This window comes from Streptomyces crystallinus (assembly GCF_039521265.1).
Lineage (GTDB): Bacteria > Actinomycetota > Actinomycetes > Streptomycetales > Streptomycetaceae > Streptomyces > Streptomyces crystallinus.
The window spans coordinates 281,711-299,433 of sequence record NZ_BAAACA010000006.1 but is presented as its reverse complement, the minus strand read 5'-3'; the positions used below and the strand labels follow the sequence as shown (position 1 = coordinate 299,433).

Sequence of the window (17,723 nt, the reverse complement as noted above, 5' to 3'; positions counted from 1 at the left end):
TGTTCGCGTCAGGTGCCGCACGTCCTGGCGCCGGTGTGCAGGGCGAGGGCGGTGTCCGGGCCCAGGGTCGCGGTGAACCGTCCGGAGCCGTCGACCGTGACGTTCCTGCCGCTCTGCACATCGCAGTAGCCGCCCGGGGGCAGCGACGTCTGGAAGGTGCGGGTGAGCGCGGAGCCCTCGTGGTTGAGGGCCACGAACGCCTTGCCGCCGCGCCCGAAGGCGATGGCGTTGTTGCCGTTGTCCCACCAGTCGGTGACCGGCGCGGTGCCCGCGGTGTTGCGGAACTTCACCATCGAGCGGACCTCCGGCCAGGCGTGCTGGCACTTCCAGCCGTCGCTGTAGCAGGCGTTCACCCGACCGGCGTTGGGCGGCCCGGCGTCCTTGTCGCTGAAGACGTAGCCGGAGTGGACGTCCGGGGAGCCGTAGGGCCAGGCCAGCATGAAGACATGGGCGAGGGTGTAGCGGGCGCCGTCGTTGTAGGTGAGGGTCTGGCCGCCGCGCTCGGTGTCGTGGTTGTCCACGAAGACCGAGGCCTTGCCCGACGTCAGATAGCCCCAGCCCTCGCCGAAGTTCTTCAGATACGCGAGCTTCTCGTTGGTGAACACCCGCTTGAGGTCCCAGGAGTAGCGGAACTCCTGGGCGTCGCCGGTGCCCAGGTACTCGGTGGGCTGTACGGCCTCGCCCGCGCCGTAGATCGTCTCCTGCTTCCAGTAGACGCCCGGGACGGTCAGCCGGGACTTGATGGCGGCGAGGTCGTCCTCGGGGATGTGCTTGGCCGCGTCCACCCGGAAGCCGTCGACGCCGAGGGAGAGCAGGTCGTTGAAGTACCCGGCGACGGTGTTGCGGACGTACTCCTCGCCGGTGTCGAGGTCGGCGAGGCCGACCAGCTCGCAGTGCTGGACGTGCCAGCGGTCCTGGTAGTTGGTGATCTCGGCCTTGCAGTCGTCCAGGTCGGCGCCGGAGTAGGTGCCGGGGTAGTCGTACTTGGAGTAGGGCGAGCCCGCGGTGCCGGTGCCGGAGCCGCTCGCCATGTGGTTGACCACCGCGTCGGCGACGACCTTGACGCCCGCCGCGTGGCAGGTGCCCACCATGGAGCGGAAGGCGGCGCGGTCGCCCAGCCGGTTGCCGAGCTTGTAGCTGACGGGCTGGTAGCCGGTCCACCAGGCGTCGCCCTGTATACGTTCCTGGGGCGGGGACACCTGGACGTAGCCGTAGCCGTCGGGGCCGAGTTCGTCGGTACAGGCCTTGGCCACCGACGCGTAGTTCCACTCGAAGAGGACGGCGGCCACGTCCTTGGGCCCGGGTGCGGCGGCCCCCGCCTGCGGGGCGCCGAGGACGACGCTGCTCGCGGCCCCCGCGAGGAGCGCGACGGCGGCGGCCAGGGCTTTGCGCGTACGGCGGCGTCTGCGGGGGGTGCTGGCGGTGCGACCGTCCATGGGGGGGGACCTCCGTGCGGGGATGCGGGGAGACGGAGCGGCCTTCCAGGCGGCGCGGCCCGGCCGCCCCAGAAGGTCTCTGAATGTTCTTGCTGAAACAACCGGAAAGCTGTTGCGGTCGAGACCGTAGGCGGACCGGACCAGCTGGTCAACCCTTTGGACACACCCTCGGCACACTGCGGAAATCTCCGCGCCTCCCCTCCCCTTTCTCTCCGCAAGCTCTTCCGCAAGAGATTGCATCGGTGTTACGTTCCCCCACACCTCGGCTCGGGGAGTGGCCTGAACTCACCCCCGGAACGCGGGAAGCCGCCGCACCCGGGAGGTGCGGCGGCTTCGAAGGCGGTGGGAAGGGTCCTCAGCACACGGTTCAGAAGCCGATCGGCTCGCGGACCAGGACGACGGTGCTGCGGTGCGGGACGACCTCGCGGCTGGTGATCAGGACCTTGGCGAGGACACTGCGCTGGTTCATCACCCGCTGGGCCCGGACGTCCTCCTTGGGCAGCGAGTACGTCTCGACGCGGCGCAGCGCGGTGTCCAGGTCGGCCACCACCTTCTGGGCGCCGACCACCCAGACCGCCTGGCCGGCGCCGTACGCGTACGAGGCGAGCTGGCTGCCGCTCGCGGACCCGGTGACAAGCCGGCCGTCCTCGGTCACGGCGTGCACGCTGCCGACGACGACGTCCGGCGCGGAGCGCGCGGCGCGCACCTCGTCGCGGCGGGCCCGCAGGTCCCAGTCGGCCTGCTCGGCGCGGATGCTCTTGAACCGGCCCGAGGCGTCGATGTCCTCCTGGATCCCGGAGAGCCGCAGGGTCTCGCTGGTCGAGGCGAGGATCGCCCGGTCGGTCGGCAGCAGCCCGGTCACCAGCTCGCGGGCGTCGGCGGCCGTCTCCACTATGTGTACGGTGAATCCGTTGCCCCGCAGGGCCTCGGCGGCCCGCTCCAGGCTCCGCGCGCTCGCGGGGACCGCGAAGGCCTCGTCGGCGGGCAGGACGGTGACGGGCTTCTCATCGGTGATGGTCTTCTCACTCATGCTCGCAGAACCTAGTGCCGGGACACGCGAGTCCCGTTCGAGTGCCGCTGGATCGGGCAACTGCGGCGCCCCGGCCATCGCATAGGCTCGGCCACGACATGAAGAGCAACCTCGCCCCACTGGCGCCCAAGGCGGACCAGGACACCGTGCGGCGGCACAACCTCAGCCTGGTGCTCCGCGCGGTCCACGACGAGGGCGAGGCCACCCGGGCGGGCGTCGCGGCACGCGTCAGGCTGACCAGGGCGGCCGTGTCCTCGCTGGTGGAGCAGCTCCTGGAGGGCGGCTTCGTCACGGAGTCGGGCAAGACCTCCAGCGGGCAGGCGGGGCGCCCCGGCACGGTCCTCAAACCGGCCAGGACCGGTGTCGCCGGGGTCGGCGTCGAGATCAACGTCGACTACACGACCGTCTGCGTGGTCGACCTGGCCGGAACCGACCGGGTCCGGCTCACCGAGCACCTGGACAACCGGGGCGCGCCGCCCGCCGAGGTGCTGGCCCGGGCGGCCCGGCTCACCTCGCGCGCGCTGGACTCCGCCGGGCAGCAGGAGCTGCGGCCCGCCGGGGTCACGCTCGCCCTGCCGGGCCTGGTGGCGGGCGGCACGGTCCGCCAGGCGCCGAACCTGGGCTGGAACGGCGTCCCGGCAGACACCCTGTTCGCGCGCGAGCTCGCGAAGTGCTCCGAGGCCCCTCCCGTGGCGGTGGGTTCGGAGAACGAGGCCAACCTCGCGGCGCTCGCCGAGCTGTGGTTCGGCGCCCCGGGCGAGGCCCGTACGTTCCTCTACCTCTCGGGCGAGATCGGCGTGGGCGGCGCCCTGGTCCTCAACGGCGAACTGCTGCGCGGCGCGCACGGCTTCGCCGGGGAGATCGGCCACGTCCCGGTGGACCCGGCCGGTCCCGAGTGCCGCTGCGGGGCGCGCGGCTGTCTGGAGCGGTACGCGGGCCAGTCGGCGCTGCTGAGCGGCGGGGGCATCGACGAGGGCGCCGGGGCGGCCGGCGTGGCCGAGCTGGAACGCCGGGCGCGGGCGGGCGACGAGCGCGCGCTGACGGCGCTGGGCACCGCCGGGCGGATGCTGGGCCGGGTCCTCGCGGGCGCGGTCAACCTCCTCGACCCGCAGACCGTGGTCCTCGGCGGCGTCTACCGCGCGCTGGCGCCGTGGCTCACGCCCCCGGCCGAGGCCGAGCTCGCGTCCCGGGTGGTGTCGGGCCTGTGGCCCCGCGGCAGCGGCCGGCTGCGCCCCTCCTCACCCTCGGGGGACGCGGCCCGGGGCGCGGCGGCCCTGGTCGTGGAGGCGGTGCTGGACGATCCGGCGGGGTGGGCGCAGGCCTGATCCCGGACCCGGCCGAAGCCGGGGCCGGGATCAGGTCCCCGAGCCGGGCGTCCCACCCCCGCCCGGACCCCCCCCGGTGGTGGGAAGCCGGGCTCTCAGCGCACCCCCATCAAGTGCTCCATCGCCAGCTGGTCCAGCTGCTCGAAGGCCATGCCGCGCTCCCCCGCCGCGTGGGCGTCGAAGTCCTCGAAGGCCGAGCGGTCCCCGAGCAGCCCGGCGAGCCCGTCCTCGGCCGTCGGCCGGGCCAGGTCGTCGAGGCGGGACGCCCGCAGCGCCTCCCGTACCGCGGGGTCCGCGCGGAACGCCGCCGCGCGCTCGCGCAGGATCAGATAGGTGCGCATGTTGCCCGCCGCCGAGGCCCACACCCCGGCGGCGTCCTCCGTGCGCGGCGGCTTGAAGTCGAAGTGGCGCGGGCCTTCGTAACCCGCCGACTCCAACAGGTCGACCAGCCAGAACGCGTCGCGCAGATTGCCCGCCCCGAACCGCAAGTCCTGGTCGTACTTGATGCCGGACTGGCCGTTGAGGTCGATGTGGAAGAGCTTTCCGGCCCAGAGCGCCTGGGCGACCCCGTGGGTGAAGTTGAGCCCGGCCATCTGCTCGTGCCCGGTCTCCGGGTTGACCCCGACCAGCTCCGGGTGCTCCAGCCGCTCGATGAAGGCGAGCGCGTGCCCGACGGTGGGCAGCAGGATGTCCCCGCGCGGCTCGTTCGGCTTGGGCTCGACCGCGAACCGCAGGTCGTAGCCCTGGCCCAGCACATACTCGGCCAGCAGGTCGAAGGCCTCCTTCAGCCGGTCGAGCGCCACCCGTACGTCCTTCGCGGCGCCCGACTCCGCGCCTTCGCGGCCGCCCCACGCCACATACACCCGGGCGCCCAGCTCCACGGCGAGGTCGATGTTGCGGATCGTCTTGCGCAGCGCGTACCGGCGTACGTCGCGGTCGTTCGCGGTGAAGGCGCCGTCCTTGAAGACGGGGTGGGTGAAGAGGTTGGTGGTGGCCATCGGCACCGCGAGGCCGGTGGCGTCCAGCGCCGCCCGGAACCGCTTGACGTGCGCCTCGCGGTCGGCGCCGGACGCGCCGAACGGGATCAGGTCGTCGTCGTGGAAGGTCACTCCGTACGCCCCGAGCTCGGCGAGCCGGTGGACGGTGTCGACCGGGTCGAGGGCGGGGCGGGTCGCGTCGCCGAAGGGGTCGCGCCCCTGCCAGCCCACGGTCCACAGACCGAAGGTGAACTTGTCCTCGGGGGTGGGGGTGAAGCGTTCCGTCATCGTCGTGTCCACCTCGGTGCGGGGCGCCCGACGGCCCCTGCGGCTATTTGTTCACTGACCTGACGAATATGACACGGTCGCCTCGGCTTCCGAAACCCCAGCCCGTCATCTAATTTGTTTCGCGCGCGCGCAAATCCGTGCACGCAGGTCGGAGTCGAATCCGCGGAAGAGAGGTGGGGGCCCGTATGCCGCAGGCGCCGGTCGTCATCGGGGTGGACAGCTCCACGCAGTCCACCAAGGCGCTGTTCGTCGACGCCCAGAGCGGTCGGGTGCTCGCCACGGGCCGCGCCCCGCACCGGGTCGACGGCGCCGACGGGGCCCGCGAGAGCGACCCCGAGCAGTGGTGGCGGGCGCTGGGCGAGGCGGTCGCGGCGGGGCTCGAGGAGGCGGGGGTGGCCGCGTCAGCCGTCGCCGGGATCGCGGTCGCCGGACAGCAGCACGGCCTGGTCGTCCTGGACCGCGCCGGGCGCCCGCTGCGCCCCGCCCTGCTCTGGAACGACACCCGCTCGGCCCCGCAGGCCGCCGCCCTCACCGAGGCGCTCGGCGGCCCGGGGGCGTGGACCGCGCGCACCGGCTCGGTCCCCGTCGCGGCGGTGACCGCCGCCAAGTGGCGCTGGCTGTACGAGAACGAGCCCGCGCACGCCTCGGCCGCCGCCGCGATCCGCCTCCCCCACGACTTCCTCACCGAGCGCCTTGCCGGCACGGCCGCGACCGATCCGGGCGACGCCTCAGGCACCGGCTGGTACTCCACGGCGACCGGCGCCTACGACCCTGAGCTGCTCGGCCTCCTCGGCCTCGACGCCTCCCTGCTGCCGACGGTCGCCGCCACCGGGGCCACCCGGGTGGGATCGCTGACGGCGGGTGCCGCCGACGCGCTCGGACTGCCCGCGGGGATCGCGGTCGCCGCCGGGACCGGCGACAACATGGCCGCCGCCGTGGGGCTCGGGCTCGGCGGCGCGGGGCTGCTCGACCACCCCGTCCTCAGCCTCGGCACCTCCGGCACGGTCTTCGCCGCCACCCGCACCCGGCCCGGCTCGCCCGCGCTCTCCGGTTTCGCCGCCACCGACGGCACGTTCCTGCCGCTCGCCTGCACCCTCAACTGCACGCTCGCCGTGGACAAGGTGGCGGCCCTGCTCGGGCTGGGCCGCGACGACGCGGAACCCGGCGGCGAGGCGGTGCTGCTGCCGTACCTGGACGGCGAGCGCACCCCCGATCTGCCGACCGCCGCCGGACTGCTCACGGGTCTGCGCCACAGCACGACCGGCCCCCAGCTCCTGGGCGCCGCCTACGAAGGCGCGGTCTTCACCGCCCTTTCCGCCCTCGACGACCTGCTGCGCGCCTGCGGGCTCACCGACGCGGAGGCCGCCGCCCGCCCGCTGCGGCTGATCGGCGGCGGCGCCCGGGGCCGCACCTGGATCGAGACCGTACGAAGGCTCTCCGGCCGGCCGCTGATCGTGCCCCGGGCGACCGAACTGGTCGCGCTCGGCGCCGCCGCGCTCGCCGCGGCCGCCGTCACCGGCGCGGACCCGGTGGCGACGGCGGCGGCCTGGGGCACGGGCGAGGGCGCCGCGCTGGAGCCGGTCGCGCGTGACACGGCGGCCTGGGAGCGCATCGGCGCCGTGCTCGACCGGGCGGCGCCGATGCTCGGGTGACTCCTGAGCCCGCCTTGAACCTTCGCCCGCTCAGCGGTGCCGCGCGGTCACCGGCTCTCGCGCAGCAGCTCGGCCAGGGCGCTGTCCATGTCGAGATCCTGGTTCTCGACGTCGGCGGAGACCGCCGCGTAGGTGAGGAAGAGGAAGCGGCGCAGGGCCGCGGTGCCGAACTCGAGCAGGGCCAGACCCTCCGGGGAGCGCAGCTCCACCACGGTCCGGGTCCGGTCGAGCGGCCGGACGTGCACATCGCCGGTACCGGCCGGGTCGCGCAGCCCCCGGTCGATGAGGTTGCGGGCGAAGACCCAGGTCACGCCGCCGTCGTGCAGGGAGACCTCCGGCGGGAAGACCATCCGGACGGCCAGCGGGTCACAGCCGTCGTAGGTGAGGGTGACGGGGACGGGGACGCCGTGGTCGGCGTCGGTGACGAGGCGGGCCAGGACGGACTGTTCGACGGTGGTGGACATCGACTTGCTCCTTGCTGCCACTCCCGATCTGTGACCCGCATCACATCATTTCGATAGTCGCATATTCAACACCTTGCCTGGGATTTCGTGCGAAAACCCCGAAGGGCCGGCCGCGAAACAGGGGGCCTGGCACCACCCCGCTCCGGGCCCCAGACCTCCTGACCCGGCCCCCCGCCCGGGCGGACGATCGTCGTCGACAGCTCGTACGGAAGTCGTACCGAAGCGGAAGCAGGGGGGCTCGGACATGAACGATCACACTCGGCGGAACGTGCTGCGAGGAGCGGCGGGCGCGGCGGCGGGCGGTCTGCTCGCCGCGCGCGCAGGTGCGGTCGCCTCGGCCGCCCCGCGCACCGCACCGCGGGCGACCGCGCCCTCCCCCGCGAGCCTGCCGTTCCTCCAGGGGGCCTTCGCTCCCGTGACCGAGGAGCTCACCGCCTTCGACCTGCCGGTCACCGGCCGCATCCCCCGCTCCCTGAACGGGCGCTATCTGCGCACCGGCCCCAACGTCCTCGGCCTGGAGGACCCTCGCCCGCACCACTGGATGCTCGGGGACGGCATGGTCCACGGGGTGCGGCTGCGCGACGGGCGGGCGGAGTGGTACCGCAACCGGTGGGTCCGCTCGGCCGCCGTCAGCCGCAAGCTCGGCGAGCCGCACCCCGGGCCCGTCCCGGAGGACGACTTCGCGTGCAACACGCACGTCATCCCGTACAAGGGCCGCATCCTCGCCCTCCAGGAGAGCGGGCCGCTGCCGTACGAGCTCGACGGCGAGCTCAACACCCTGCGCCCGTACGACTTCCGCTCCACGCTCAGCGGCTCGTTCACCGCGCACACCAAGTACGACGCGCACGCCGACGAGCTGCACGCGGTGACGTACTACCCGACCTGGGACCACGTCCGCCACCTGGTCGTCGACCGGACCGGGCGGGTGGCCCGGACGACCCGGATCCCGGTCGCGGACAGCCCGATGATGCACGACTTCGCGCTCACCGAGCGCTATGTGGTCCTCTTCGACGTCCCGGTCACCTTCGACGCGGCGGCGGCCGGGGCGGGCGCGCTCGTTCCGTACGTGTGGAACGACCGGCACCCGGCGCGGGTGGGTGTCATGCCGCGCGCGGGCGGCAGCGTCCGCTGGTTCGAGGTCGACCCCGTCTTCGCCTCGCACACGCTCAACGCGTACGACGACGGCGCCTCGGTGGTCGTCGAACTCACCACCTTCCCGGCGCCGTTCCAGGTCGCGGGTCGGGGCTCCGACGGCCCCAGCGCGCTCGCGCCCGCCTCGCTCGACCGCTGGACGGTCGACCTGGCGCACGGCCGCGTGCGCACCCGGCGGCTCGACGACCGGCCGCAGGAGTTCCCGCGCGTCAACGAGTCGCTGGTGTCCCGGCGCCACCGGTACGGGTACACGGCGGCCAGCGCCGAGATGTTCACCGCCTATCTGACGGCCGACGGCGTGCCGCCGGACCTCTCCTTCGGCAACGCCCTGATCAAGCACGACTTCCTGCGCGGCACCGCCGAGCGCCACCGGCTGCCCCGCGGCTCGGCCGTGGGCGAGGCGGTGTTCGTGGCGGCGCACGGGCCGGGCCCGGCTCCGGGGAAGGCGGAGGACGACGGCTACGCGCTGGCGTACGTCCACGATCCGGAGCGCGGGGCCGCCGATCTGCTGATCCTGGCGGCGCAGGACTTCGGCGGCCGTCCGCTGGCCCGGATCCATCTGCCCGGGCGGGTGCCCCTGGGTTTCCACGGCAGTTGGGTCGCGGACGCCTGAGCCGGCGCGGTGGCCGGCGTGCTCAGCCCAGCTGACTGAGCATGCCGACCACCGAGTTGACGGCGCTGTGCAGGGAGGGGGCCGCGGCGGTGTCGGCGAAGTAGAAGCCGAATCCGGCGCAGATCAGCGCGTGGGACAGCTTGGTGCCGCCTTTGCGCCAGAGGAAGAACGAGCCCGCTGCCAGCGCGAGCATCAGAGGAAAGTGCACGGAGGGCAAGGTAGTCACCTCGTGACCCCGAGAGTGTCGAGACCGGTCCGCCGCGCCCTGGCGACGGACCGGTGAAAACCACCTCCGCCACGGTACGACTCCCGCTCACCGCGCGCCACACGAGCACTACCGAGCGTTATCACCGCAGGTGGCGGGGGCGGATTTCAGCGGGCCGTCGCGACCACCAGACGGCAGCGGGGGCTGCCGTCGGGGCGCCGCCCGAGCTCCTCCAAGGCGTACAGGTCCACCCGGAACCCGGCGTCGGCGAGCTCGGCGCGGACGTCGGCGAGCCTGAAGTCCCGGTAGTACATGACGAACCGGGGCCGCCACAGCGCATTGCGCACCCGCATGGCGGTGTCGAAGCCGAGCAGGGTCCAGTAGCCGAGCGAGCCGGGTCGGGCGGGCGCGGCGACCGGGAACGCGAACCGGCCGCCGGGCGCGAGCACCGAGCGGACCTGGGCGAACAGGCCCGGCCGCTCGGCCGGCAGGAAGTGGCCGAACGCGCCGAAGCTCACGACCAGGTCGAACGCGTCCCGAAAGGGCAGCGCGCGGGCGTCCGCGCGCACCCGGTCGGCGTCCGGCCCCCCGCGCGCCCGGCCCACCTCCAGCATCCCGGCACTGAAGTCGACCCCGGCGATCCGCCCGTGGCACACCGCGCGCAGCACGTCCAGACCGGCGCCGGTGCCGCAGCACAGGTCGAGGCCGCGGCCGAACGGGCCGAGTGCGGCGAGGGTGTGCGTGACGGCGTCGAGGACCCGGTCCGGTGTGCGGTAGGGCGTGTGGTCGAACTTCGGGGCGAGCAGGTCGTAGCCGCGCTCGACCGACGACAGTGCCTGGACGGCGAGTTCACGGACGGTGGGGCCCTGGGGAGCGAACATCGCCCTCAGCATAGGGGCGCGCACGGCCCCCGCCGGGGCACGCCGCCCGGTCGCCGTTTCCCAACATCCATGGATAACCTCAGAAAAGGTACGAATCGACCGGCTGGGGAGCAGGTCGAGACGGGAGATCAATCGTGAAATCCACTCTGAGCCACCGCTGCGCCCGGATGGCGGCAGCGGGCGCCCTGTCCTTCGCCCTGCTGGCCGGGTCGGCCACGGGAATCGCGACCGCGGCCACCCCGAAGCCGACGCCGAGCGGCAGCAAGTACGCGTCACCGGCGGCGGGATCGCTGACCGTCAAGGCGAGCGCCACCGAGGTGAAGGCGGGCGGCAAGGTCACCTTCACCGGCCGCTCCAAGGGCCTGGCGGTCGGCAGCAAGGTCGTGCTCCAGCACAAGAACAAGGGCAAGTGGACGACGTTGCAGGCCAGTACCACCATCAAGCAGGGCTCCAGCTACTCGCTGGACGCCAAGCTGAACACCAAGGGCAAGGAGGAGCTGCGGGTCAAGGACGGCGAGACCGTCTCGCCGACCGTGACCGTCACCGTCAAGTGACGGCCCGGCCGGCGCGGCCGCCGGTCGACTAGTCGACCTGGAGCTCGCCCATGGCGCTCCACCCCGTCGCACCCTCGATCGTCGTGCTCACGATGTCGGGGGTGCGGCGCAGGAGCGGGCGCATGGTCTCCATGGCCGCCCGGAAGTGGTCGGAGTTGACGTGCGCCTCGCCGGCCCCGTCCTGGAAGGCCTCGACCAGTACGTAGGTGTTCGGCTCCTCCATGCTGCGCGACCACTCGTACCAGAGGTTGCCGGGCTCGGCCCGGGTGGCGTGGGTGAAGTCGGCGACGTGCCGGGGCCACTCCTCGGCGTACTCGGGCTTCACGGGGAACTTGACGACAATAAAGATCATCCGGTCATTCTAGGCACGGTATGCACGGATAAATCACTGCGGGTGCCCGACACGCCCGGGGTAGGGTGACCGCGCCCCGCCGGAGCCCCAGCGGGTTTTCCCGGCCCCGTATCCCCAGGTGAGACCCATTACCGTGCTTGACCACTCCTCCGTTGTGACCAGGCTCCGCGCCGCCGGCTGTGTCTTCGCCGAGGACGAGGCGGAGTTGCTGATCACCTCGGCCCGCACCCCCGACGAACTCGACGCCATGGTGGCGCGGCGCGCCGAGGGACTGCCGCTGGAACACGTCCTGGGGTGGGCGGAGTTCGCCGGGGTACGGGTCGCGGTGGACCCGGGCGTCTTCGTGCCGCGCCGCCGCACCGAGTTCCTGGTGGAGCGGGCGGCCGCGCTCGCGCCGCCGGGGGCGGTCGTGGTGGATCTGTGCTGCGGCTCGGGCGCCTTGGGCGTGGCGCTGCTGGCCCGGCTGACGGATGGCGAGCTGTACGCCGCCGACATCGACCCGGCGGCCGTGGAGTGCGCCCGCCGCAATGTCGCCGCCGCCGGGGGCTCGGCCCACCACGGCGACCTGTTCGCCGCGCTGCCGGCCGCACTGCGCGGCCGCGTGGACGTCCTGCTCGCCAATGTGCCGTACGTACCGACCGAGGAGATCGCGCTGCTGCCCTCGGAGGCACGGGTCCATGAGGCACGGGTGGCGCTCGACGGCGGCGCCGACGGCCTGGACGTGCTGCGCCGGGTGACCGCCGAGGCGGCGCGGTGGCTGGCTCCCGGCGGGCGGCTGTTCTTCGAGACCGGTGAGCGCCAGGTGCCCTCGGCCGTCGCCGCGGTCACCGCGGGCGGTCTGGTGCCGCGCGTGGCGAGCTGCGAGGAGCGGTACGCCACGGTGGTCGTCGCCACCCGGCCCGCCGAGGGCGCGGCGTGACGCTCACGCCATCCAGAAGAAGACGGCCGTCATCCGGCTGTCCTCCAGGGTGCTGCCCCAGTAGCCGGTGGCGGTGTGGATCATGTTGGCGTTGTAGAGCAGCAGGCGGTTGTAGCGGTGGGGGACGCGGACGTCCTCGGTGAAGGAGTCGGCCGGCACGAACCGGGTGCCGAGGGCCTCGACCAGGTTGGTGTGCGGGGCCGCGACCAGATTGCCGCCGAGCACGCCGCCCGGCAGGCTCTGCCGGTAGAAGCTGGTGCCGCAGTCCTTGGGCACGCCGGGGTTGAGGTAGAGCACGGCCGCGTACCGGCACAGCGCGCGCGAGTCGGTGTGCGGGCGCGGCTCGCACTCGTCCCGGCCGACGACCTGGACGCAGTTGTGGTTGAGCGTGGCGCCGCCGGGCGCCCGCTGCACCCACAGCTCTGCGGCTCCGGTCGCCTTCTTGACCAGCCGCTCCACCCGGGCGAGTTCCGCGGGCTCCAGGCCCGGCATGGTGCGCAGCCCCGGCCAGGTCTCCGGTTTGCGGGGGTGTCCCTCGACCCAGTCGTCCTTGGCGAGGCAGCGCGCGCGGACCTCGTCGGCATTGGGCAGGACGTCGTCGAGGACCCAGTAGTCGCGGCCGCGGGTCGGTTTGCGGTACGGCAGGACCGGGAGGGAGGAGGGGGTGGGGGCCATGCGGCCGAACCTATGTCCGTAACCCTCTGTATCCGTTTGTGAGTTGGTCAACCTTCCCTCAAGGTGCGGTGAAGCCGTCCCGGTGACGAAGGGCGCATTGCGGGGACATCCCGGCGGGAGGTCCCCGCAATGGCAAAGCCGTGGCCATTTTCGTCCCAGGAGACGGCTCCGGCGCAGGTCAGGCCTTGCGGCCGACACCACCGAACATGGCGACCTCGGCGGGCTCGCCGTCCGCCGCGTCCTCGGGCCGCCAGCGCGAGCAGGAGACCACACCGGGCTCCAGGACCTCCAGGCCGTCGAAGAACCGGGCGGTCTGCTCGGGGGTGCGCTGGGTGAGCTTGGGGGTGCCGTGCTCGTTCCAGAAGGCCACCGCCTGGTCGACGTCGGGCATCTCGGGGTGGGTCACCGTGTGCGAGAGGACCAGGAAGCTGCCGGGCGCCAGCTTCTCCATCAGCCCCCGCACCAGCCCGTACGCCTGCTCGTCGTCCTCGATGAAGATGACCACGCCGAGCAGCATCAGCGCGACCGGCTGGGTCAAGTCGAGCGTCTTCGACGCGTGTTCCAGGATGCTGTCCACATCGCGCAGATCCGCGTCGAGGTAGTCGGTGCGGCCCTCGGGCGTGCTGGTCAGCAGCGCGCGGGCGTGGGCGAGCACCAGCGGGTCGTTGTCGACGTAGACGATCCGCGACTCGGGGGCGATGCGCTGCGCCACCTCGTGGGTGTTGTCGGCGGTGGGCAGACCGGTGCCGATGTCGAGGAACTGGCGGATGCCGCGATCGGCCACCAGGTGGCGCACCGCCCGGCCGAGGAAGAGCCGGTCCGCGCGGGCGTAGTCGCCGATGCCGGGGTGCAGCTGGCGGATCTGGTCGCCGACCTCACGGTCGACCTCGTAGTTGTCCTTGCCGCCGAGCCAGTAGTTCCAGATCCGGGCCGTGTGCGGCTGGGAGGTGTTGATTCTGCTCCGAACGTGCTCGGGAGCATCGAGGTTGGCCGGGTTCTCGGTCACGGGCGTCGTCTCCTGGGGGCCTGGTGGAACTGTCAATGATCAGCCTAGATGGCCAAGTTGAACAGTGTCCTGGAACCCCGCCCGCCGGTGCTTCGGGCAGGCGGGTGGCCGGATGACGTCATCGGCGCGCCTGACGCGTTCGGGGGCGAAGTCACCCCCAGTCTCATACGATCATGGCTGAACGGTTCCGCTCCTCAGCCACCCTCGTACCGATGGAGGTCAACCGTGACCAGGACGGCTCACCGTATCCGCAATCTGACCACCGCCGCAGCCACCGCGGCAGGTCTGCTGCTCGTCGCCACCGGGTGCTCGTCGGACGGCGGCGGCTCGGGGGAGGCCGCGGGCGGGGTGCCGGTGGTCAAGAAGGGCAAGCTGACCACCTGCACCCATCTGCCCTATCCGCCGTTCCAGTCGGAGCAGAACGGCAAGGTCGTGGGCTTCGATGTGTCGCTGATCGACCTCGTCGCCAAGAACCTCAAGGTCGAACAGAAGATCCTCGACACTCCGTTCGAGAACTTCAAGACCGGCGCCTTCCTCAACTCCGGCGAGTGCGACCTCGCCGCCGCCGGTATGACCATCACCGACGAGCGCAAGAAGAACGTCGACTTCTCCGTCCCCTACTTCGACGCCACCCAGGCGCTCCTCGCCACCAAGAAGAGCGGGATCACCTCGCTGGCCGACCTCAAGGCCAAGGGGAAGAAGCTCGGCGCGCAGGCGGAGACCACCGGCGAGAGCTACGCCACCGGCAAGGGCTTCAACCCGGTCGCCTTCGAGAGCTCCGACGCGGTCCTCAACGGGCTGCGCACCGGCCAGGTCGACGCCGTGGTGATCGACTACCCGGTGGTCCAGGGCTGGCTCAAGGACAAGGCCAACGCCGACCGGTTCGCCCTGGTGGAGAACATCTCCACCGGTGAGCGGTACGGCTTCTCGGTCAAGAAGGGCAACACCAAGCTGCTCGCCGCCATCGACAAGGCGATCACCGACGCCAAGGCGGACGGCACGTACAAGAAGATCTACGAACAGTGGATCGGACCGCTGCCCAAGGCCCAGCGGTGACCTCCCGCCTGACGAGGCGTCAACGAAGGCGCGTCTCGCAGGGCATCCAGTACGCGGTCTTCGTGGGCGTGCTGGTCACCATCGGGGTGCTGGCCGACTGGGACCGGCTGCAGAACCAGTTCGCGCAGACCGACCTCATCGGGAAGCTCTTCCCGGAGATCATCACCATCGCCCTGCGCAACACCGTGGTGTACACGCTCTCCGGCTTCGCCTTCGGTCTGGTGCTCGGGCTGGTGGTCGCGCTGATGCGGCTGTCGTCCGTGGCGCCCTACCGCTGGGTGGCGGGCATCTACATCGAGCTGTTCCGCGGGCTGCCCGCCCTGCTGATCTTCATCTTCGTGGGTGTGGCGGTGCCGCTGGCCTTCCCCGGCACGGAGATCCCCGGCGGTACGTACGGAAAGGTCGCCCTCGGGCTCGGCCTGGTCGCCGCGGCCTATATGGCCGAGACGATCAGGGCGGGCATCCAGGCGGTGCCCAAGGGCCAGATGGAGGCGGCCCGCTCGCTGGGGTTCTCGCACGCCAGGGCCATGGTGTCGGTGATCATCCCGCAGGCGTTCCGGATCGTCATCCCGCCGTTGACCAACGAGCTGGTGCTGCTCTTCAAGGACTCCTCGCTGGTGCTCTTCCTCGGGGTCACCCTGGAGGAGCGGGAGCTGACCAAGTACGGCAGGGACCTGGCCAGCCAGAGCGCCAACTCCACCCCGATCCTGGTCGCCGGGCTCTGCTACCTGATGGTGACCGTGCCCCTGAGCTTCGTGGTGCGCCGCCTCGAAGCCCGTGCCGACCGGGCGAGGTGAGGAAAGCGATGCCACAGAACGAAACGCCGCGGAACGAGACGCCGCGGAACGAGACGTCACGCAACGAGATCGAGATCCGCGGGCTGCGCAAGTCCTTCGGGGACAACGAGGTGCTGCGCGGCATCGACCTGGAGGTCGCCCGGGGCGAGGTGGTGTGCGTCATCGGGCCCTCGGGGTCGGGCAAGTCGACGCTGCTGCGCTGTGTGAACCTGCTGGAGGAGCCGAGCGCGGGCCAGGTGTTCGTGGGCGGCACCGAGGTCACCGACCTGGACGTCGACATCGACGCGGTGCGCCGCCGTATCGGCATGGTCTTCCAGCAGTTCAACCTGTTCCCGCACATCACGGTGACCGAGAACCTGGTCCTGCCGCAGCGGCGGGTGCTGCGCCGGGACAAGGTGAAGGCGGCGGCCGTGGCCCGGGAGAACCTGGACCGGGTCGGGCTCGCCGAGAAGGCCGACGCCTACCCCGCGCAGCTCTCCGGCGGGCAGCAGCAGCGCGTCGCCATCGCCCGGGCACTCGCCATGGGCCCCGAGGTGATGCTCTTCGACGAGCCGACCTCGGCGCTCGACCCGGAGCTGGTGGGCGACGTCCTCGCGGTGATGCGGGTGCTCGCGGGCGAGGGCATGACGATGATGGTGGTCACCCATGAGATGAGCTTCGCCCGGGAGGTCGCGGACCGGGTGGTGTTCATGGACGGCGGCGTCATCGTCGAGCAGGGCCCGGCCGAGCAGGTCGTGGGCGCCCCCCGGGAGGAGCGGACCCGCAACTTCCTCAACCGCATCCTCGACCCCGCGGCGGAGGCCCGCCCGACCTCGCACCTGCCGCCCGGGGACCAGCCCGGCTGAGACGCGGTGCCCGCCCCCGAAACTCCCGGGGGCGGGCACCGCGTACTCGGTCCGTCAGGATCCCGCGGCCTTCATCTTGTGGGTGAAGACCCAGGTGGCGACGGCGTCGCCGAGGGTCAGCCCGTCGCTCGCGTCCCACGGGTAGTGGACGCCGAGCCAGACCCTGCTGTCCGCGTCCTCGCGCGCGGCCTGGCTGAAGCTGCTGAACGTACGGTTCTTCACCGGGGACTTGGGGTCGTCGGTCGAGGCGGTGAAGGTGATGTTGTCGCTCTTGAAGTACTGCCGCATGATCCCCGCCCAGGCGGCGCCGAACGCGGAGTGGCCCGAGGCCCAGGCCGGGAAGCACGGCGTGCTGCCCGACAGCGGCTTCCAGCCGGTGTCCCCCAGGCCCTCGCGGATGGCGGAGACGGGCCGCCACAGGTCGATCGGCGTCTGGAACTTCACGTCCCACTCGGCGATGGCCGCGTCCGCCATGGCCACCGACACCAGCGCGAACAGCCGGGCGTTCTGATAGGGCGTCAGGCCGCGGTCCCGGGCCACCCGCGCGGTGATGTCGAGCAGCTGCCCCGGCGGCTTGTAGGTGCCGTTGGCGTCGTTGGCCCAGAACCAGGCCGCGGCCGTCTGGTCGGTCGTGCGGGTGGTGGAGTTCGCGGCGCCGAGCCCGCGCACCTTCGCGACCTGCTCCGCGTAGGCGGGGCTGGCCAGCAGGTTCTCGTACGAGGCGTACTGGCCGGGCGTCGCGGGCCGGAACTGGGAGCCGGAGGTGAGCGCCCACGGCTTGACCTTGCCCCACTCGGGGTTGGCGGCCTGGCCGCCCTGGGCGCAGCTCGCGTCCGGCAGGTCCGGGTAGCTGGTGGGCCGCCAGGCGCCCGGCTTGTCGTCCGGGGTGTAGACGGTCTGGTCGGCGGAGCCGTCCGCGGTCCGGAAGTTCCACATGTTGGTGACCATCGTGTTGACCACGGTCACATCGAGGATGTCGAAGTCGGTGGGCTTGGTGCCGAACCGCTCGGTGAACTTGTTGTCGAGGTAGGTGGTCTGGCCGGGGAAGAGCTTGAGCAGGATGTTGTAGGCGGTGCGCCCGATCACCCGCTCCTCCTCGCCCGGCCCCTCCGCCCAGCCCGCGTAGTTGACCGCCTGGAGGTAGGGGTCGGAGGTCATGGTGTGGAACTTGAGCTGGTACGAGCTCTCGGCGTCGTAGATCGCCGCGTTCATCTCGGCGGCGGCGCGGGAGAGTGGGCCCGGCGGGCCGCCGGCGGTCCTGATCGCGCCCAGCAGCACGTTGTTCCAGTACTGCACGGGGTCGCCGGAGTAGTTGGGGGCCGCGGAGGCGGACTGAGGGGTGAGCGCGAGCGCGCCGGCCGCCGTGGCGAGCACGGTCGCCAGCGTCACCGCCTTGGCGCGTATGCCGCCGCGTCTCCCCCGTCTGGTGTGGAACATAGCGGTACAGGTCCTCTCTGCCGGTCCGTGGTGCGATGAGTCGAGCCGGGCGGCTCGTC

Annotated in this window: 17 protein-coding genes and 1 pseudogene; 8 read left to right on the top strand and 10 right to left on the bottom strand. The window is 72.1% G+C overall.

Annotated features, from left to right (window positions below):
• Nucleotides 1-14: 14 nt before the first annotated feature.
• Together ABD236_RS05300 and ABD236_RS05295 are read right to left on the bottom strand one after the other, a co-directional pair.
• Nucleotides 15-1,436, bottom strand: a pseudogene (locus tag ABD236_RS05300) (alpha-amylase); the annotation flags it as partial.
• A 367-nt stretch (nucleotides 1,437-1,803) separates the two neighbouring features.
• Nucleotides 1,804-2,466: an LUD domain-containing protein gene (locus ABD236_RS05295; protein WP_344070648.1), complete on the bottom strand. Its 663-nt coding sequence runs from the start codon at nucleotides 2,464-2,466 to the stop codon at nucleotides 1,804-1,806.
• Between the two features lie 98 nt (nucleotides 2,467-2,564).
• Here ABD236_RS05295 and ABD236_RS05290 point away from each other — a divergent pair, with 98 nt between their 5' ends.
• Entirely contained in the window at nucleotides 2,565-3,791 is a 1,227-nt protein-coding gene (locus ABD236_RS05290) for an ROK family protein (protein ID WP_344070646.1), read from the top strand.
• Nucleotides 3,792-3,886: 95 nt separating this feature from the next.
• Here ABD236_RS05290 and xylA read toward each other — a convergent pair whose 3' ends face one another.
• A complete protein-coding gene (gene xylA / locus ABD236_RS05285) occupies nucleotides 3,887-5,056 on the bottom strand; it encodes a xylose isomerase (protein WP_344070642.1) in 1,170 nt (389 codons plus the stop codon).
• A 185-nt stretch (nucleotides 5,057-5,241) separates the two neighbouring features.
• Between xylA and xylB the strand changes: the two genes are divergently transcribed.
• Complete coding sequence (gene xylB / locus ABD236_RS05280; protein ID WP_344070640.1) at nucleotides 5,242-6,708, top strand: xylulokinase; 1,467 nt, start codon at nucleotides 5,242-5,244, stop codon at nucleotides 6,706-6,708.
• A gap of 47 nt (nucleotides 6,709-6,755) precedes the next feature.
• Here xylB and ABD236_RS05275 read toward each other — a convergent pair whose 3' ends face one another.
• A complete protein-coding gene (locus ABD236_RS05275) occupies nucleotides 6,756-7,172 on the bottom strand; it encodes an SsgA family sporulation/cell division regulator (protein ID WP_344070638.1) in 417 nt (138 codons plus the stop codon).
• A 244-nt stretch (nucleotides 7,173-7,416) separates the two neighbouring features.
• Between ABD236_RS05275 and ABD236_RS05270 the strand changes: the two genes are divergently transcribed.
• Nucleotides 7,417-8,937, top strand: a complete 1,521-nt coding sequence (locus ABD236_RS05270) for a carotenoid oxygenase family protein (protein ID WP_344070636.1) — start codon at nucleotides 7,417-7,419, stop codon at nucleotides 8,935-8,937.
• A gap of 22 nt (nucleotides 8,938-8,959) precedes the next feature.
• Here the strand turns inward: ABD236_RS05270 and ABD236_RS05265 are convergent, their stop codons facing one another.
• Nucleotides 8,960-9,145, bottom strand: coding sequence for a hypothetical protein (locus tag ABD236_RS05265; RefSeq protein ID WP_344070634.1), 186 nt, complete (start codon nucleotides 9,143-9,145; stop codon nucleotides 8,960-8,962).
• Nucleotides 9,146-9,309: 164 nt separating this feature from the next.
• Entirely contained in the window at nucleotides 9,310-10,023 is a 714-nt protein-coding gene (locus ABD236_RS05260) for a class I SAM-dependent methyltransferase (protein ID WP_344070632.1), read from the bottom strand.
• 134 nt (nucleotides 10,024-10,157) lie between these two features.
• On the opposite strand from ABD236_RS05260, the gene ABD236_RS05255 reads away from it, so the two are divergent.
• Nucleotides 10,158-10,577, top strand: coding sequence for a hypothetical protein (locus tag ABD236_RS05255; protein WP_344070630.1), 420 nt, complete (start codon nucleotides 10,158-10,160; stop codon nucleotides 10,575-10,577).
• Nucleotides 10,578-10,605: 28 nt separating this feature from the next.
• On the opposite strand, the gene ABD236_RS05250 is transcribed toward ABD236_RS05255, so the two are convergent.
• Nucleotides 10,606-10,929 (bottom strand): putative quinol monooxygenase, encoded by a 324-nt coding sequence (locus ABD236_RS05250; protein ID WP_344070628.1) that lies wholly within the window; start codon nucleotides 10,927-10,929, stop codon nucleotides 10,606-10,608.
• Between the two features lie 127 nt (nucleotides 10,930-11,056).
• Between ABD236_RS05250 and ABD236_RS05245 the strand changes: the two genes are divergently transcribed.
• Complete coding sequence (locus ABD236_RS05245; RefSeq protein WP_344071204.1) at nucleotides 11,057-11,848, top strand: putative protein N(5)-glutamine methyltransferase; 792 nt, start codon at nucleotides 11,057-11,059, stop codon at nucleotides 11,846-11,848.
• A gap of 3 nt (nucleotides 11,849-11,851) precedes the next feature.
• Here ABD236_RS05245 and ABD236_RS05240 read toward each other — a convergent pair whose 3' ends face one another.
• Both ABD236_RS05240 and ABD236_RS05235 read right to left on the bottom strand, forming a co-directional pair.
• Nucleotides 11,852-12,523, bottom strand: coding sequence for a DUF6445 family protein (locus ABD236_RS05240; RefSeq protein WP_344070626.1), 672 nt, complete (start codon nucleotides 12,521-12,523; stop codon nucleotides 11,852-11,854).
• A gap of 178 nt (nucleotides 12,524-12,701) precedes the next feature.
• On the bottom strand, nucleotides 12,702-13,529 hold the full coding sequence (locus ABD236_RS05235; RefSeq protein WP_344070624.1) for an SAM-dependent methyltransferase: 828 nt from the start codon (nucleotides 13,527-13,529) through the stop codon (nucleotides 12,702-12,704).
• Nucleotides 13,530-13,754: 225 nt separating this feature from the next.
• Here ABD236_RS05235 and ABD236_RS05230 point away from each other — a divergent pair, with 225 nt between their 5' ends.
• The 3 genes from ABD236_RS05230 to ABD236_RS05220 are packed head-to-tail and all read left to right on the top strand — an operon-like array spanning nucleotide 13,755 to nucleotide 16,227.
• Nucleotides 13,755-14,585 (top strand): transporter substrate-binding domain-containing protein, encoded by an 831-nt coding sequence (locus ABD236_RS05230; RefSeq protein ID WP_344070622.1) that lies wholly within the window; start codon nucleotides 13,755-13,757, stop codon nucleotides 14,583-14,585.
• Nucleotides 14,582-15,382: an amino acid ABC transporter permease gene (locus ABD236_RS05225; RefSeq protein ID WP_344070620.1), complete on the top strand. Its 801-nt coding sequence runs from the start codon at nucleotides 14,582-14,584 to the stop codon at nucleotides 15,380-15,382. The genes ABD236_RS05230 and ABD236_RS05225 overlap by 4 nt, the downstream gene beginning before the upstream one ends.
• Nucleotides 15,383-15,390: 8 nt before the next feature.
• Nucleotides 15,391-16,227 carry an amino acid ABC transporter ATP-binding protein gene (locus tag ABD236_RS05220; RefSeq protein ID WP_344070618.1) on the top strand — a complete coding sequence of 279 codons (837 nt, stop codon included), beginning with the start codon at nucleotides 15,391-15,393 and terminating at the stop codon, nucleotides 16,225-16,227.
• Between the two features lie 54 nt (nucleotides 16,228-16,281).
• Here the strand turns inward: ABD236_RS05220 and ABD236_RS05215 are convergent, their stop codons facing one another.
• A complete protein-coding gene (locus tag ABD236_RS05215; RefSeq protein WP_344070616.1) occupies nucleotides 16,282-17,664 on the bottom strand; it encodes a vanadium-dependent haloperoxidase in 1,383 nt (460 codons plus the stop codon).
• Between the last annotated feature and the right edge of the window lie 59 nt (nucleotides 17,665-17,723).

Coding starts and splice junctions, on each gene's coding strand:
- ABD236_RS05275 (WP_344070638.1), bottom strand. CDS start 7,172: ATGTCCACCACCGTCGAACAGTCCGTCCTGGCCCGCCTCGTCACCGAC.
- ABD236_RS05215 (WP_344070616.1), bottom strand. CDS start 17,664: ATGTTCCACACCAGACGGGGGAGACGCGGCGGCATACGCGCCAAGGCG.
- xylB (WP_344070640.1), top strand. CDS start 5,242: ATGCCGCAGGCGCCGGTCGTCATCGGGGTGGACAGCTCCACGCAGTCC.
- xylA (WP_344070642.1), bottom strand. CDS start 5,056: ATGACGGAACGCTTCACCCCCACCCCCGAGGACAAGTTCACCTTCGGT.
- ABD236_RS05240 (WP_344070626.1), bottom strand. CDS start 12,523: ATGGCCCCCACCCCCTCCTCCCTCCCGGTCCTGCCGTACCGCAAACCG.
- ABD236_RS05295 (WP_344070648.1), bottom strand. CDS start 2,466: ATGAGTGAGAAGACCATCACCGATGAGAAGCCCGTCACCGTCCTGCCC.
- ABD236_RS05290 (WP_344070646.1), top strand. CDS start 2,565: ATGAAGAGCAACCTCGCCCCACTGGCGCCCAAGGCGGACCAGGACACC.
- ABD236_RS05260 (WP_344070632.1), bottom strand. CDS start 10,023: ATGTTCGCTCCCCAGGGCCCCACCGTCCGTGAACTCGCCGTCCAGGCA.
- ABD236_RS05220 (WP_344070618.1), top strand. CDS start 15,391: ATGCCACAGAACGAAACGCCGCGGAACGAGACGCCGCGGAACGAGACG.
- ABD236_RS05250 (WP_344070628.1), bottom strand. CDS start 10,929: ATGATCTTTATTGTCGTCAAGTTCCCCGTGAAGCCCGAGTACGCCGAG.
- ABD236_RS05270 (WP_344070636.1), top strand. CDS start 7,417: ATGAACGATCACACTCGGCGGAACGTGCTGCGAGGAGCGGCGGGCGCG.